Annotated in this window: 16 protein-coding genes; 12 read left to right on the forward strand and 4 right to left on the reverse strand. The window is 70.8% G+C overall.

Features of this window, described 5'->3' with window-relative positions; translation table 11 throughout:
- Window positions 1–19: 19 nt before the first annotated feature.
- A complete protein-coding gene (locus ACTU3I_RS02465) occupies window positions 20–958 on the reverse strand; it encodes a heme o synthase (RefSeq protein WP_442924022.1) in 939 nt (312 codons plus the stop codon).
- Window positions 959–1,020: 62 nt separating this feature from the next.
- Here ACTU3I_RS02465 and ACTU3I_RS02470 point away from each other — a divergent pair, with 62 nt between their 5' ends.
- Complete coding sequence (locus tag ACTU3I_RS02470) at window positions 1,021–1,488, forward strand: MarR family winged helix-turn-helix transcriptional regulator (RefSeq protein WP_442924023.1); 468 nt, start codon at window positions 1,021–1,023, stop codon at window positions 1,486–1,488.
- A 49-nt stretch (window positions 1,489–1,537) separates the two neighbouring features.
- Here the strand turns inward: ACTU3I_RS02470 and ACTU3I_RS02475 are convergent, their stop codons facing one another.
- From ACTU3I_RS02475 to ACTU3I_RS02485, 3 genes are read right to left on the reverse strand one after another with little or no spacing between them, the layout of a single operon-like run.
- Window positions 1,538–2,749, reverse strand: coding sequence for a Dyp-type peroxidase (locus ACTU3I_RS02475; RefSeq protein WP_442924024.1), 1,212 nt, complete (start codon window positions 2,747–2,749; stop codon window positions 1,538–1,540).
- A complete protein-coding gene (locus tag ACTU3I_RS02480; protein ID WP_442924025.1) occupies window positions 2,749–3,531 on the reverse strand; it encodes a hypothetical protein in 783 nt (260 codons plus the stop codon). The genes ACTU3I_RS02475 and ACTU3I_RS02480 overlap by 1 nt, the downstream gene beginning before the upstream one ends.
- Entirely contained in the window at window positions 3,528–4,799 is a 1,272-nt protein-coding gene (locus ACTU3I_RS02485) for an ABC transporter ATP-binding protein (RefSeq protein ID WP_442924026.1), read from the reverse strand. The genes ACTU3I_RS02480 and ACTU3I_RS02485 overlap by 4 nt, the downstream gene beginning before the upstream one ends.
- Before the next feature lie 61 nt (window positions 4,800–4,860).
- Between ACTU3I_RS02485 and hemQ the strand changes: the two genes are divergently transcribed.
- The 11 genes from hemQ to ACTU3I_RS02540 all read left to right on the forward strand — a co-directional run bounded on the left by hemQ (window position 4,861) and on the right by ACTU3I_RS02540 (window position 13,902).
- On the forward strand, window positions 4,861–5,553 hold the full coding sequence (gene hemQ, locus ACTU3I_RS02490; RefSeq protein ID WP_442924027.1) for a hydrogen peroxide-dependent heme synthase: 693 nt from the start codon (window positions 4,861–4,863) through the stop codon (window positions 5,551–5,553).
- A gap of 1 nt (window position 5,554) precedes the next feature.
- Complete coding sequence (locus ACTU3I_RS02495; protein WP_442924028.1) at window positions 5,555–6,031, forward strand: COG4315 family predicted lipoprotein; 477 nt, start codon at window positions 5,555–5,557, stop codon at window positions 6,029–6,031.
- Between the two features lie 15 nt (window positions 6,032–6,046).
- Window positions 6,047–6,490, forward strand: a complete 444-nt coding sequence (locus tag ACTU3I_RS02500; RefSeq protein ID WP_442924029.1) for a hypothetical protein — start codon at window positions 6,047–6,049, stop codon at window positions 6,488–6,490.
- A 52-nt stretch (window positions 6,491–6,542) separates the two neighbouring features.
- On the forward strand, window positions 6,543–7,106 hold the full coding sequence (locus ACTU3I_RS02505) for a TetR/AcrR family transcriptional regulator (RefSeq protein WP_442924030.1): 564 nt from the start codon (window positions 6,543–6,545) through the stop codon (window positions 7,104–7,106).
- Between the two features lie 75 nt (window positions 7,107–7,181).
- Window positions 7,182–8,603: an MFS transporter gene (locus tag ACTU3I_RS02510; protein WP_442924031.1), complete on the forward strand. Its 1,422-nt coding sequence runs from the start codon at window positions 7,182–7,184 to the stop codon at window positions 8,601–8,603.
- 75 nt (window positions 8,604–8,678) lie between these two features.
- Window positions 8,679–9,341, forward strand: coding sequence for an acyl-CoA synthetase (locus ACTU3I_RS02515; RefSeq protein ID WP_442924032.1), 663 nt, complete (start codon window positions 8,679–8,681; stop codon window positions 9,339–9,341).
- A complete protein-coding gene (locus ACTU3I_RS02520; protein ID WP_442924033.1) occupies window positions 9,338–9,670 on the forward strand; it encodes an amino acid transporter in 333 nt (110 codons plus the stop codon). The genes ACTU3I_RS02515 and ACTU3I_RS02520 overlap by 4 nt, the downstream gene beginning before the upstream one ends.
- Window positions 9,671–9,810: 140 nt before the next feature.
- Complete coding sequence (locus ACTU3I_RS02525; protein WP_442924034.1) at window positions 9,811–10,635, forward strand: ABC transporter permease; 825 nt, start codon at window positions 9,811–9,813, stop codon at window positions 10,633–10,635.
- A complete protein-coding gene (locus tag ACTU3I_RS02530; RefSeq protein WP_442924035.1) occupies window positions 10,632–11,450 on the forward strand; it encodes an ABC transporter permease in 819 nt (272 codons plus the stop codon). The genes ACTU3I_RS02525 and ACTU3I_RS02530 overlap by 4 nt, the downstream gene beginning before the upstream one ends.
- Window positions 11,447–12,259 (forward strand): ABC transporter ATP-binding protein, encoded by an 813-nt coding sequence (locus tag ACTU3I_RS02535; protein ID WP_442924036.1) that lies wholly within the window; start codon window positions 11,447–11,449, stop codon window positions 12,257–12,259. The genes ACTU3I_RS02530 and ACTU3I_RS02535 overlap by 4 nt, the downstream gene beginning before the upstream one ends.
- Window positions 12,259–13,902 carry a (2,3-dihydroxybenzoyl)adenylate synthase gene (locus tag ACTU3I_RS02540; protein WP_442924037.1) on the forward strand — a complete coding sequence of 548 codons (1,644 nt, stop codon included), beginning with the start codon at window positions 12,259–12,261 and terminating at the stop codon, window positions 13,900–13,902. Before ACTU3I_RS02535 ends, ACTU3I_RS02540 begins: the two co-directional genes overlap by 1 nt.
- The last annotated feature ends 41 nt before the right edge of the window (window positions 13,903–13,943 follow it).

A 13,943-nucleotide genomic window follows, 5' to 3' on the forward strand; every position in this document is an offset into this window, starting at 1 on the left:
CCTTCTTTCGTCCGGCGGGTCAGGGCAGGAGGGGGTCGACGGCCACGGCGACGAACAGCAGGGTGAGATAGATGTTCGACGCGTGGAACACGCGCATCGGACGAGGCTCTCGACCACTGCTCCGCGCGTCCAGCAGCAGCCGCACGGCCGCGAAGCAGAACCATCCGCCCGCGCCGAGGGCGGCCGCGACGTAGAGCACCCCCATGCCGGCGACGGGGATGAGTGCGAGCGAACAGGCGACGGTGGCCACGGCGTAGATCAGGACCTGCAGCGCGACCGCGCTCGTGCTTCTCACCGCGCCGAGCATCGGCACCCCTGCCGCGCGGTAGTCGTCGCCGTACCGCATCGACAGCGGCCAGTAGTGGGCGGGCGTCCAGAAGAAGACGACGAGGAACAGCACCACCGGCGGCCAGGCGAGCGTCCCCGTCACCGCGGCCCACCCGATGAGCACCGGGAAGCACCCCGCGATACCGCCCCACACGATGTTCTGCGTCGTGCGGCGCTTGAGCAGGATCGTGTAGATCACGACGTAGAAGAAGATCGCGAACGCTGACAGCAGCGCCGTCGTGGGGTTCACCAGCACCCAGAACCACAGCGTGGAGCCGACCGCGAGCGCCCACGAGAACACGAGTGCGGAGCGGGGGCTGATCTCCCCGGTGACCAGTGGCCGGCCGGCGGTGCGGGTCATCCGCGCATCGATGTCGCGATCGAGGTACATGTTGAACGACGACGCTGCGCCGGCGCTGGCCGCGCCGCCGATCATCGTGGCTCCGAACAGCCACAGGTCTGGAAGACCGCCCGCCGCGAGGAGCATCATCGGGGCCGTGGTCACCAGCAGCAGTTCGAGCACGCGCGGCTTCGTCAGGACGCCGAAGGCGCGCAGTCGTGAGCGGATGCGGCCAGGACGGCCGGTGTCGGCGGGTGCGGAGGCGAGCGCTGCTCCGATGTCTGCCGCCATGCCCTGCAGTCTACCTGTAAGTCCGTATACTGGGGCGATTCGATCTCAGGGAGGATGTCGACGTGAGCAACCCTGACGCGCCACGACCGGACGTGCCGGCGCCGAGTCCCGTCATGATGATGATCCTCCTGGGCCGCCGCCTGGAGGCGCGCGTGGAAGCGGAGCTGAAGGCGATGGGGCTGTCGATGCGGCGCCTGGGCGTCCTCGGACATCTGCGCCGCGAGCCCGGCATCTCCTTCAGCGCGCTCGCACGGCGGGCGGGCATCAAGGTGCAGAGCCTGCACCCGGTCATGGATGCCCTGACCGACGAGGGCTACGTGGCCACGGTGGGCTCGCGGGGGCAGGGCAGAGCCGCGGTCATCGAGCTCACTCCGCGCGGACGCGAGGCCCTGGATGCGGCGAATCGCATGATCGCCGAGATCGATCGCACGGCGTTCGTCGAGGACTACGAGCGCGATACCGCGGCCGCGCTCGTCGCGTGGGCGGCGGCGCTGCGCCGCAGTCGCGAGGAGGCTGCCGCGCCGTCCTGACACGGCGACCCTGCCGCGCGGTCCTGACCCGGTGGCCCCGCCGCGCGGCTCAGGCCAGCAGGGCTCGGCCGAACCAGTCGTCGGGTCCGCTCACGCCGGGGAGGATGGCGAACAGGGCGCTCGATGTCGCCACGGTGAAGCGGTTGAGCGCGTCGGACTCGGCGAGGCGCTGCTGCACCGGGAGGAAGCTCGTCCGCGGATCGTGCTGGTACGACACGAACAGGAGCCCCGCGTCCTCCTCACCCGCGGCCGTCTGTCCGCGGGTGTACGAGTAGGAGCGCCGGAGCATCTCCTCGCCGGCGTCGCGACGTGGCGCAGCAAGGCGGATGTGCGCGTCTGCGGGGATCTGCGGCACGCCGGACGGCGTCGTGGCCTCGAGGTCGACCGGGTCGCTCTCGTGCGAGCCGCCGAGCGGCGCGCCGGTGTCGATGTGACGGCCGACGGCGCGGTCGCGCGCGTCGGGGGTCGCAGACTCCCAGTCGTTCAGCAGCATCCGGAAGCGGCGGACCGCCACATAGGTGCCGCCGGTCATCCAGCTCGGCTCGCTTGCGTCGACCCACAGCGGCGGGCCGGCGCTCCGGCGGCTGACGGCGATGTTGTTGGTCCCGTCGATCTGGCCCATGAGGTTGCGCCCGTTCGTCGCGGAAGAGGCGGCCCGCGCACCGCGGAACCCGTTCATCTGCCACCGCGGAACGAGCGCCGAGGCGGCCGCACCGCGGATCGCCCGCACCGCCCCCCCGAGGTAGACGGCATCGTTCGAGCACAACTGCACGAACACGTCGCCGTGCGACGCGGCGGGGTCGAGCTGGTCGCCCGGAAACAGCGGCAGGTCCACCAGCGCGGGAGGCCGGGCGATGCCGAGGCGATCGAGGCCCGAACTCCCGAGCCCCACCGTGAGGGTGAACAGGCCGGGATCGGACCCCGCGCTGATGCTCGTCGGGTCGGCGCCGGTGTCGCCGACGGCGAGGGCGGCGCCCATCGCCGTCCAGCGCTTGAACACGTCCGTCAGTACGGCGACCCCCGCGCCGGGGGCGAGGTCGAACGCGATGAACGCGGCGTGCGTCGGTGTGGCGTCGGCGATCCCGCCCTGGTGGTCGCCGTAGAAGTCGACCGTCGCCGGGGTCGCGGGGGTGGGCTCGGGCGCATCGGGCGTCGCCTCGCGCGCGATCTGCGTGCCGACGAGTAGGCCCGCAGCTGCTGCGCCGACGGTTGCGGCACCGCCGAGGAGGAATCCGCGCCGCGTGGCGTCGTGCTCGGCCATCAGTCGGTGACGTCGCGCGTGCGGACGAGGCCCGCCGTTGCGACGAGGAGCGCCAGCAGGATCAGTGCGGTCGCCAGCAGGGAGGGCAGGTACGGCGTGCCGTTCAGCCCCGACGAGGCGACGGTGGTGAAGGCGGAGGCGGGGAGGAGGCCACGGCCGACAGGCGAGGCCGCACTGATCATGTTCTCGAACAGCGCGTACACGAGCCCCACCGCCAGAGCGGCGATGGCGCTGCGCAGCCAGACGGCGACGACGCTCCCGGCAAGAGCGAACGCGACCATGCCGAGAAGGAGGTTCCCCGCCGCGGCCAGCGCCTCGCCGACGCCGGCCCCCCACGCGCTCGTGTCCACACCCCATGCCCGCGCGCAGATGATCCCTGTCACGGCGGCGACGCCCGCGGCGACGACGCTAGCCATCGCCGCCGCGACCGCGACGGCGAGCCAGTTGCCCGCGAGCCACACCACGCGGCGCGGCTGCCGGACGAAGAGGACGCGGATGAGGCCGCTGGAGTACTGCCCGGTGACGTGGAGGATCGACACCGCGAGGACGACGATCCCCAGCACCATGATGGGGCGCGCGATGATCTGAGCCAGCGCGTCGGATGCCGCGAAGTCGGCCAGCACGGTGGGGGGATCGGTCAGGCGTGAGCCGCCGGGCGCGGCGGCGGTGCTGAACGTGAATGCGATCGACATCGCGGAGAAGACCACGATGGCGCCGAGCGCGGGCCACACGATGGCGGGGCGCAGCAGCATCGTCCAGGCGGAGCGGAAGGCGTGGATCATGTGAGGACCTCCGGGGAGTCGGCCGCGGCATCCGGGCCGGGGGCGGTCAGGGCGAGGAAGACCTCCTCGAGACTCGGTCGCTCCGGGGCGATCTCGGCCAACACCACGCCCGCCGCCCACACCGCGGAGTTGAGGCGGGGACCGGCATCCGCCTCCGCCGCCACGATGACGCTGCGGTCGGTCCGCGCGTGCACGGCGAAGCCGGCCCGAACGACGGCGAGCTCGACGGCGTCGAGATCGCCGGCGTCGCTGACCGTGCATCGGATGGTCGCTGGTTGTGACGCGATCATCGCCGCCGGCGAGCCCGCGAAGAAGACCTCGCCGGCGTCCACCGCCACGAGGTGGTCGCTCATGTCGTGCACGTCGTCGAGCGCGTGGCTGGAGACGAGGATCGTGACCCCGTCGTCCGCGAGCGCGCGCAGGAACGTCCGCAGTTCGGCGACCCCGCGCGGATCCAGCCCGTTGGTGGGTTCGTCCAGGATCACGATGCTCGGCGACCCGAGGAGCGCCGCCGCCAAGCCCAGGCGCTGTTTCATGCCGAGGGAGAACGTGGCGACGCGCGCGTCGGCCGACGCTTCCAGCCCGACACGCCGCAGCGCCTCGTCCGCGTGAGCGGGGCCCCACCCGGCGAGGCGCGTGAGCACGAGCAGGTTCGCCCGTGCCGTGAGGCTCGGCAGGAAGGCGGGCGACTCCAGAAGAGCCCCCACTCTGTCGGTCGGTCCCTCCCCGCCGACGCGGACGGTGCCGCGCAGCGGAGCGACGAGACCCGCGATCATCCGGAGCGCTGTGGTCTTGCCGGCGCCGTTGGGGCCGATGATGCCCGTGATGCGCCCGCGTGGCGCGGCGAAGGAGAGCGGGCCGACGGTGGCGGCCTTCGACAGGCGCGCGACGGCACCGTCCACGAGCACCGCGGCGCCGTCGCGCTCCGCCGCGGTCAGCGGCCCGGCCCGGCCTGCGCGCCGTGGCGGGAGCGGGCGCTCCCGCTCGCGCCGCGCGACGCGACCCGCCTGCCACAGCGCGAGGAGGCCACCGATCCCCGGCACGACCGCGAGCCACTTCGCCGACCGAGGGAAGGGAAGCAGCAGCGCGAAGACGACGGTCGAGACGTAGAGCACGCCGTGGACCGGGCCCCCGGTGGAGGTGACCGCCGGGATGTGGACGGTGAATCGGTTGGTCAGGATCGCCAGCAGCGAGACCAGCTCGAGCGTCGAGACGACGCGCATGACCACGAGCACTGCCGTGCCGCTTTGGGCGAGAGGTGATGACACGGATCCTCCACTTGCAGGTTACCTGTAAGTTATCACGGGAAAGCCCGCCCCGAACCGGAAGATGAGGACCGCCGTGACCGCTCCACACGCAGACAGCCCCGCCTACGCCCTGTGGAACGTCTTTGCCCTCGACCGCTCCCGGCCCGTCCTCGACGAAGCCGACATCGCGGCCCTGCGCGGTGAGACCGACGCTCTCGCCGAGCGCGGCGTCACGCTCCGCGGCTGGTACGACGTCTCGGGCCTGCGTGCGGGCGCGGATGTCATGGTGTGGCTGCACGGCGGCGATCCGGCGGAGCTGCAGACCGCCGCGCGCAGGCTCCGGCGGACGCGCGTGCTCTCCTCTCTCGCGCCGGTGTGGAACGCGCTCGCCGTGCACCGCGAGGCCGAGTTCACGCGGTCGCACGTACCGGCGTTCCTCCGCGGGATCGCCCCCGCCCGCTGGATCAGCGTCTACCCATTCGTCCGCAGCTACGAGTGGTACGTCCTCCCCGAGGAGGAGCGGCGCGACATGCTCGCCGAGCACGGGCGCGCAGGGGCGGCGTACCGGTCCGTCCTCACGAACACCGTGTCGGCGTTCGCGCTGGGCGACTACGAGTGGATCCTGCCGTTGGAGGCCGATGACCCCGTCGACCTCGTGGACATGATGCGCACGTTGCGCGCCACGCGGGCCCGTCTGCACGTGCGCGAGGAGACACCGTTCTTCACGGGGCGGCGCGTCGAACCGCTCGAACTGCTCGACGTGATCGGAGCGTGAGATGGCGCTTCGTCGCCGCCTGGCTGCCGCGCTCCTCGCGGGGGCGCTCGTCCTCGCGGTGTCGGCGTGCGCCGCGCCCGATGTGGAGGGGGACGCCGCGCGCGCGGCGCAGCTGTCGCTTCTGGACGCGGGGGAGCTCGGAGAAGTGCTCGTCGACGGCGAAGGGAATGTGCTCTACGTCTTCCTCCCCGACGCGCAGGAGGCCGTGAGCTGCACCTTCACCTGCGCGACCAACTGGCCCCCGCTGGCGGCGAAGGAGGACGCCCTCCCAGACGCCGGCGAGGGCGTGCGGACCGAGTTGATCGGCACCCTCCCCAACCCGGCCGGAGGCGAGGTGGTGACCTACGGCGGATGGCCGCTCTACCGGTACGCCGCCGACCGGACGCCCGGCGAGCACCGCGGGCAGGACACCTACCTCAACGGCGGCGTGTGGCTCGTGATCGGGCCGGACGGCGAGCCCGTGGATCCGGCGAAGTGAGCGGGCGGTCATCCCATGAACTACGTGCTCCTCATCCTCCACGTCGCATCCGCCATCGTGTTCATCGGCGGGGTGACAGTCTCGGCGAGCGTCTTCCCGCGATACGCCACCGGTGAGGCGGCGGTCGAGTTCGCCGACCGCGGAGGGCACCCCGCCGCCGTCGCGATGCACCGCATCACGCGGTATTACGGGCGTCTCGCGATCATCCCTCCGCTGGCAGGATTCTTCCTCGCGCTCCTGCTGGGGCGGCTGGGAGAGTTGTGGGTGCTCCTGGCGATCGGCCTCGTCGCCCTCGGTGGTCTGGTCCTGACGGCGAAGATCATCCCCCTGCAGGCTGCCCTGCTCGCCTCTCCACCGACGGACCCCGCCGCCCGCCGCCGAGCGATGACCTATCCCGGCCTCATGAACGTTCTCTGGCTCACCGTGCTCGTTCTCATGTTCCTCAAACCGGGCTCCTGAGAATCCGGTGAGTGACTGGACGATCACAGCAAGTGAGCGTATAGTCACTCACATGACTCGACCGGGTGCCGTTCTCTCCACAGCCGACCTGCGCCGCCCCCGCGTGGCCGCCGCTGCCCTGGGGGAGTTCGCCGCCGGCGGCTACCACGGCACGACCGTGGCCACCGTCGCGCAGGCGGCCAAGATCTCCCCCGCGTACGTCTTCAAGCTCTACCCGCGCAAGGAGGCGTTGTTCGTCGCGGCGCTCGAGACGTGCTTCGACGAGATCCTCGCCGCGATCGAAGCCGGGGCGGATGCTGCCGGCGACGAGTCTCCCGACGCGGTGCTCGACGCGATGGGCCAGGCGTACGCCTCGCTCCTGCGGGACCGGCGGCTGCTGCGGATGCAGGTGCACGCGCAGTCCGCCGCTGACATTCCGGAGATCGGCGACGCGCTGCGCTCCGGGCTCCAGCGCGTCACCCTCTTCGCGAAGGAGCGATCGCGCGCCGACGACGACGCGATCCAGCGATTCGTCGCGTACGGACAGCTCTGCCACCTCATCGTCGCCACGGGCATCGACGAGATCCCCGCCGCGTGGGCGGACATCCTCGCCCACGGCATCCGCCACCCCGACTGATCGTCGACCGCTGCCGACGGGATCTTCGCCGGCCGCGCAAGTGAGTGAGTAATCACTCTCGAGAAAGGACATCGCATGACTTTCACCGCATCCGCTCCCACCGCCCGCAGCACGCGGAGGTGGCTGGCCCTCAGCATCCTCGCCCTCGCGCAGTTCCTCGTCGTCCTCGACGCCTCGATCGTGAACATCGCCCTCCCGGTGCTCGGCCGCGACCTCGGCATGGACACCCCCGCCCTCGCGTGGGTCATCACGGCCTACGTCCTGCCGTTCGGCGGGCTGCTGCTGCTAGGAGGGCGGCTGGCCGACCGGTATGGGCACCGGCGGCTGTTCCTGATCGGGACCGCCGGATTCGTGCTCGCCTCGGCGATCGCGGGTCTGTCTGCCACGAGCGGCATGCTGCTGGCCGCCCGCGCCGCTCAGGGGGCCGCCGCGGCCGTTCTCGCGCCCGCCGCGCTGGCTCTTCTCACGCAGCTCTTCCCCGACCCCGCCGAGCGCACGAGAGCCCTGGGAGTGTGGGGCGGCGTCGCCGGCATCGGATCGGCCGCGGGGGTGCTCCTGGGCGGAGTGCTCACCGCCGCATTCGGGTGGCCGGCGGTCTTCTTCGTCAACGTCCCGATCGGACTGTTCGTCCTGGCGGCCATCCCGGTGCTCGTCAGCAGTGACGTCCTCGAGGTGCGCGAACGGCTCGACCTGCCGGGCGCCGTCACCATCACGGGCGCGCTCGTGGCGGCCGTCGGCGCACTGAGCGCCGTCGAGCGCGTCGGGTTCACGGCCCCGCTGACGCTGCTCCTGGCCGCCGGGGCCCTCGCGCTCGGGATCGCCTTCGTTCTCATCGAACGTCGCACCGCCGCGCCGCTCATCCCGCTCTCGGTCTTCCGCAACCGTAACCTCACGGTCGGCAACCTCGTGATGCTGCTGGCGGGGGGCGCCATGGTCGCGTTGTTCTTCGCCCTCTCGGTGTACCTGCAGTCCGTGCTCGGCTACGACGCGCTCGCCGCCGGACTCAGCCAGTTGCCCCTCGCCGGCGCGCTCGTGATCACCGCCGGCACCGTGCCGCTCATGATCGCCCGGATCGGCGCCCGGTGGACACTCGTGGCCTCGCTCCTCGTCGTCGCTGCGGGCCTGGCATGGCTCATGATCGCGCCGGCGGATGCGGCGTTCCTGGCATCGCTCCTCGGCCCGACGATCCTCATCGGGGCAGGCCTCGGCGGCGCGTTCGTGACGATCACGCAGCTCGCGGTGGACGGCGTCACCGGCGGCGAATCCGGACTGGCAGGCGGGCTCATCAACACCAGCCAGCAGGTCGGCGGCGCCATCGGGCTGGCCGTTCTCGCGACGGTCGCCGCGATGCGCACGGACTCCCTCGTGGAGTCCGGCGCCGCTGCGGACGTGGCCGTCACCGGCGGGTTCGCGTGGCTGTTCGCCGGAGCGGCCCTCCTCTCCGTCGCGGGCGCGGCCGTCGCAGCCTTCGCCCGACGGGGCGGAGCCCGAACCTGACGACCCGCACGGGGTGCGGGCGGGCGCACGACCTAGACTGGGAGCATCCACTCTTCGCTTCTTCCGGGATCCATCGTGACCGCATCGCCCGCCCGCGCCTTCGAGCTGCATCACCTGCAGCTCGCTCGTGCGCTGTTCGCCGCGATCGCCGCGATCATGGTGACCTTCTCGCCCGACCACTCGGCGGCCGTCGGCCTCGCGGTGTTCAGCGGGTTCGCCATCGCGACGGGCTTCGTCTTCGCTCTCGCGGCGTGGCTGATCTCCCCCGCCGGGCACCGCGCGCCCGCCGTCCTGCTGGCGTTCCTGTCGCTGGCGGCCGGGATGGTCGCCGGGATCGCGCCGTGGCGCGGCACCGCGATGCTCTTCATCGTCCTCGTGGCGTGGGCCGTGACCACCGGAGTCGTCGAGATCGTCGTCGGCGCGCGCGGCCGCCGCGACGGCGTCACGTCGTCGCTCGGGAGTCCGCGAGACCTCCTCACGACGGGGATCGTCACGCTCGTCCTGGCCGTGGGCGTGCTCCTCGTGCAGCCGGGGTACGCCCTGCAGTACTACGTCGATGAGGCCGCCCAGTCCTTCACGCTCACCGGGACGACCATCGCGGTCGGCATCTTCGGAGGCTACGCCGCCGTCTTGGCCGTCTTCCTCGGGATCGCCGGGTTCTCGCCGCGCCGCTCCGACGGACGGGCTTCCGATGCGGATGCCGCGTCCACGGCCGGGCAGAAAGGGGTGGGAGCATGAGTGAGCGCGCGTCTCGCCGGGACCTCCTGCGCCCCGTCCAGCTCCTGGGCCTCGCGTTCATCGCCGCCGTCTTCGCCGGCATCGTGACGATCGTCACGATGGGCTTCTTCCAGGCGGGTCCCGCCGATCAGCAGCAGCGCGCCCTGGTCATGGGGGCGATCGTGGCAGGCATCACCTTCATCGTCGTGCTGGTGGTCGTGGCGCTGCTGCTTCTGGCCGTCGACCCCGCTCAGATGCAGAAGACGGTCGACCGCCCGGTGCTGTTGCCCCCGGCCGGGGACGACCCCGACGCATCCGCTGACGACGTCCGAGGGTCGCGCGACCGGTAGCCCCCGCCGCGAGAGTGCATCGCCTCGCCGAAAGTGCACCGAACTTGGTGCCGGTTCGGCGACACGATGCACTCTCGGCGTTGACGCGTGCCGTGGGACTGCTACGATCGACTTACTTACTACGGTAGTGAGGAGTTCGGATGACTGCAGTGAGTGCTGTCGATCCTGCGCCGCGCGCAGCATCGCTCGATCGGCGACGCGTCTTCCGCGTGCTCAAGGGCGCGGCGGGTCTCGCGACGCTGGTGGTGGTCTTCGAGCTCGCCCGCCTCACCGGCATCCTGCCGCCGGGTTCCGTACCGTCCACGCTCGACATCGCCCGCGCGCTGGGGTCGGGCGTTGCTGACGGCACGCTGACCGCGGCCACCGGCGCGACCATACTCGCGTGGGCGCTCGGCCTCCTCGCGGCCGTGGTCATCGGGGTGCCGATCGGTCTGGCGATGGGACTGTCGCGATGGGCCGACGGCACGCTCGACCGCCTCGTCGAGTTCTTGCGCCCGATCCCCGTTATCGCCCTCGTCCCGATCGCCATTGTGACCTTCGGCATCCAGATCGCGATGCAGGTCTTCCTCGTGGCGATCGCCTGCACGTGGCCGCTGCTGATCGGCACCCGCTCCGGAGTACGTGCAGTCGACCCCCTGCAGGTCGAGACGGCGGCCACGCTCCATGTGGGGCGGATGAGCGTCATCCGCCGCGTGATCCTGCCCAGCGCGATCCCCTCGATCGCGACGGGGCTGCGCGTGGCCGCGAGCCTGGCCGTCGTCGTGGCGGTGGCCGCCGAGTTGATCTCCGGCAGCCCGGGTCTCGGTCAACTCCTCGTCAACGAGCAGCGGGCGGGGGACACGGCCGGCGCGTGGGCGTGCATCGTCCTCACCGGTGTGATCGGCGTGGTGGTCAACATCGTCCTCGGGTTCGTCGAGCGTGCGGTCGCGGGGTGGCAGGAGCAGGCCACGGAGGGACGCCGATGACCGCGGCCACCATCGCCCCGACCTTCGCCGGTCCCCGCCGGGTTCTCTCCTCGCGAGGCCCGCGGTGGGCCGGATGGCTTGCGCTCCTGGCCGCTGCGGCGGTGTGGCAGCTGGCGGGCGCCCTGAATCAGAGCGGGCTGTTCCCGCCGCTGACCAGCGTGCTCGCGGAGGTCTTCGAGGTTCTCACCTCGGAGGCGCTGTTCACCGACGTGCTGCCCTCCGTCGCGCGCACCCTCGCCGGCTTCGTGGTGGGATCCATCGCTGGGATCTTCCTGGGGGTGATCCTGGGATGGTGGCGCTGGCTTGAGCCGTGGGCGCGCCCCGCGCTCGAGTTCTGCCGAGCCGTCCCGCCTCCCGTCCTCGTTCCGATTGCGGTAGCCGTCTACGGGTCGTCCGACGCGATGAAGATCGGCATCATCGCCCTCGCCGCGTTCTGGCCGGTGCTGCTCAATACGACGGACGGGATTCGTCGCGTCGAGCCCGGCTACATCGAGAGCGCGCGGGTGTACACCACCGGGGGAAGCGCCGTGATCCTGCGACGCGTACTCCTGCCCGCGGCGACTCCGCAGATCGCCACGGGCCTACGCGTGGCCCTGGCGCTGTCGCTGATCGTCATGGTCGTCTCGGAGATGTTCGGATCGTCCTCCGGCCTCGGCTACCTCATCCTGCAGTCCCAGCGCCTGTACGCGATGACCACCATGTACGCGGGAATCCTGATCCTCGGGGCGATCGGCATCCTGTTGACCGCACTGTTCTCCGTCGTCGAACGCCGAGCCCTCACGTGGTTCGAAGGAATGAAAGGCCGCACACCGTGACCGCAGCTCCTCTTCTCGAAGTCCGCGACGTCGGCAAGAGCTATCCCGACACCAAAGGGGTGCCCGTCCCCGCGGTGGGGTCGGTGTCATTCTCCGCTCGGGCGGGCGAGTTCGTCGCCATCGTCGGCCCGTCCGGATGCGGCAAGACGACACTCCTGCGCTGCCTCGCCGGGATCCTCCGTCCCGACCAGGGGGGCGTCACGTTCGACGGCGCCGCGGTCGCTCGGGTCCCCGAAGGCTTCGGCGTGGTTTTTCAGGAGTACAACCGCAGCCTCTTCCCTTGGCTGCGAGTGCAGGAAAACGTGGAATTCGGGCTCCACGGCCTCCCGCGAGGCCATCGGGCAGAGCGCGCGCAGGCGTCGCTCTCCCGCGTCGGACTAGGAGACATCGGTGACCGCTACCCCTGGCAGCTGTCGGGAGGGATGCAGCAGCGCGTCGCCATCGCCCGCGCGCTCGCGATCCATCCGCGAGTCCTGCTCATGGACGAGCCGTTTGCCTCCGTCGACGCCCAGACCCGTATCAATCTGGAGCTCATGACTGCGGAGATCAGCCGCGAACTGGGGCTCACCAGCGTTCTCATCACGCACGACATCGACGAGGCGATCTTCCTGGCCGATCGGGTCGTGGTCCTCAGCGCACGCCCAAGCCATGTCATCACCGAGGTGGTTGTGGACCTCCCGCGACCGCGGGACGAGATCGACACCAAGGCCGATCCGCGGTTCCTGAGGGCGCGGAAGATGGTCCACGACCTGATCGTGCACCGCGAGCCCGATCTCGAGATCGTCGATATCCCCGGGGAGGTGGCCTGATGCTGGACGGTGTGACGCGGTTCCCCGCAGACTTCGCGACCCGCTACCGGGAGCGAGGGTATTGGGACGATCGGCTTCTGATCGAGCACTGGGAGGACGCGTTCGCCGCGTTCGCCGACCGGGTGGCGCTCATCGACGACGTGTCGACGTGGACCTACCGCGAGCTGTCCGAGCGGTCGTCGCGCCTGGCCCGCACGCTGCTCGACGTGGGCTTCCGACCCTCCGATCGGGTCGTCGTCCAGGTGCCCAACAGCAATGAGTTCGCGGCCCTCTATCTCGCCCTGCAGCGCATCGGCGCCATCCCGATCATGGCGCTTCCCGTTCATCGCTTCCGAGAGATCGAGCAGTTCGTCCGTCTTTCCGGTGCCGTCGCGCTCGCGTCGCCGCTGACGGCGAAAGACATAGACTTCCGCGACATCTTTCGTCGGATCGCCGCTGAGCAGCCGAGACTGCGCTGGCACCTGGCGACCGACGCGGCCGAGGGCGTGCTGTCGCTCGCCGACCTTATCGCCCGCGAGCCGCAGGCGACCGAAGACGATCTGCTGAGCCTGCGCGCCGGCATCGATCCGGAGGATCCGGCGGTGTTCCAGCTGTCGGGGGGAACGACGGGCATCCCCAAACTCATCCCGCGCAGCCACAACGACTACGCGCTGAACTCCCACCTCGCGGTGTCGATGTGCGGCGTGCAGGAGGGCGACGTGCTGCTGGACGTCCTGCCGATCTCGCATAACCTGCCGCTGGCGTGTCCAGGGCTGCAGGGCTTCCTGTTCGCCGGCGCGACCGTCGCCCTCTCGGCCTCGACGCGGGCCGTCGACGTGTTCGCGCGCATTGAGCGCGACCGCGCCACCCACATGCACGTCGTGCCGGCACTGCTCATCAAGCTCATCAACGACTCGGCGGCCGAGCGGTTCGACCTGACGAGCATGCGTGTGGTGCAGAGCGGCGGCCAGCGCCTCCAGCCCGAGACGCGCCGTGCTGCGACGCGTTTGTTCCCCAACGTCACCGTGCAGGAGAACTTCGGCATGGCCGAGGGCATGCTCATGTTCGTGCGGTTGGACGATCCGGAGGAAGTACGGCTGGAGACGGTGGGCCGGCCGGTGTGCGCCGATGACGAGGTGCGACTCGTGGATGCCGACGGAAACGACGTCCCGGACGGCGAGGTCGGGGAGTTCTGGGCACGCGGACCGTACACCCTGCGCGGGTACTACAACGCTCCGGAGCACAACGCGCGCGCGTTCTCGCCCGACGGGTATTACATGTCGGGCGACCTGATGTGGCGGCATCCGAGCGGCAACTACGTCGTGGCCGGTCGCATCAAGGACCTCATCAATCGCGGCGGCGAGAAGATCTCGGCCGAGGAGATCGAGAACCTGATCCTCACGCATCCGGCGGTGGAGAACGTCGCTCTGGTGCCGGTGCCGCACGAGGTGCTGGGTGAGCAGTCCTGCGCGTGCGTCGTGCTGCATCCCGGTGCCACGCTCACGCTGGAGGGGCTTGTTGCGCATCTCGCGCAGTTCGAGCTCGCCCGTCACAAGCTCCCGGAGCACCTGCGCGTCTACGAGGCGTTCCCGCTGTCGCCGGTGGGTAAGGTCTCGAAGAAGGACCTCGCCGTGGATGCGCGCGCGCAAGATGCTGCGCGATGACTACCTACCGCGGTAGTATCGCTTCATCCAACGCGTGAGGG

It is taken from the genome of Microbacterium sp. RD1, assembly GCF_052220165.1.
GTDB lineage: Bacteria > Actinomycetota > Actinomycetes > Actinomycetales > Microbacteriaceae > Microbacterium.

Coding starts and splice junctions, on each gene's coding strand:
- ACTU3I_RS02465 (WP_442924022.1), bottom strand. CDS start 958: ATGGCGGCAGACATCGGAGCAGCGCTCGCCTCCGCACCCGCCGACACC.
- ACTU3I_RS02500 (WP_442924029.1), top strand. CDS start 6,047: ATGAACTACGTGCTCCTCATCCTCCACGTCGCATCCGCCATCGTGTTC.
- hemQ (WP_442924027.1), top strand. CDS start 4,861: ATGAGGACCGCCGTGACCGCTCCACACGCAGACAGCCCCGCCTACGCC.
- ACTU3I_RS02495 (WP_442924028.1), top strand. CDS start 5,555: ATGGCGCTTCGTCGCCGCCTGGCTGCCGCGCTCCTCGCGGGGGCGCTC.
- ACTU3I_RS02475 (WP_442924024.1), bottom strand. CDS start 2,749: ATGGCCGAGCACGACGCCACGCGGCGCGGATTCCTCCTCGGCGGTGCC.
- ACTU3I_RS02480 (WP_442924025.1), bottom strand. CDS start 3,531: ATGATCCACGCCTTCCGCTCCGCCTGGACGATGCTGCTGCGCCCCGCC.
- ACTU3I_RS02525 (WP_442924034.1), top strand. CDS start 9,811: ATGACTGCAGTGAGTGCTGTCGATCCTGCGCCGCGCGCAGCATCGCTC.
- ACTU3I_RS02505 (WP_442924030.1), top strand. CDS start 6,543: ATGACTCGACCGGGTGCCGTTCTCTCCACAGCCGACCTGCGCCGCCCC.
- ACTU3I_RS02540 (WP_442924037.1), top strand. CDS start 12,259: ATGCTGGACGGTGTGACGCGGTTCCCCGCAGACTTCGCGACCCGCTAC.
- ACTU3I_RS02520 (WP_442924033.1), top strand. CDS start 9,338: ATGAGTGAGCGCGCGTCTCGCCGGGACCTCCTGCGCCCCGTCCAGCTC.
- ACTU3I_RS02510 (WP_442924031.1), top strand. CDS start 7,182: ATGACTTTCACCGCATCCGCTCCCACCGCCCGCAGCACGCGGAGGTGG.
- ACTU3I_RS02530 (WP_442924035.1), top strand. CDS start 10,632: ATGACCGCGGCCACCATCGCCCCGACCTTCGCCGGTCCCCGCCGGGTT.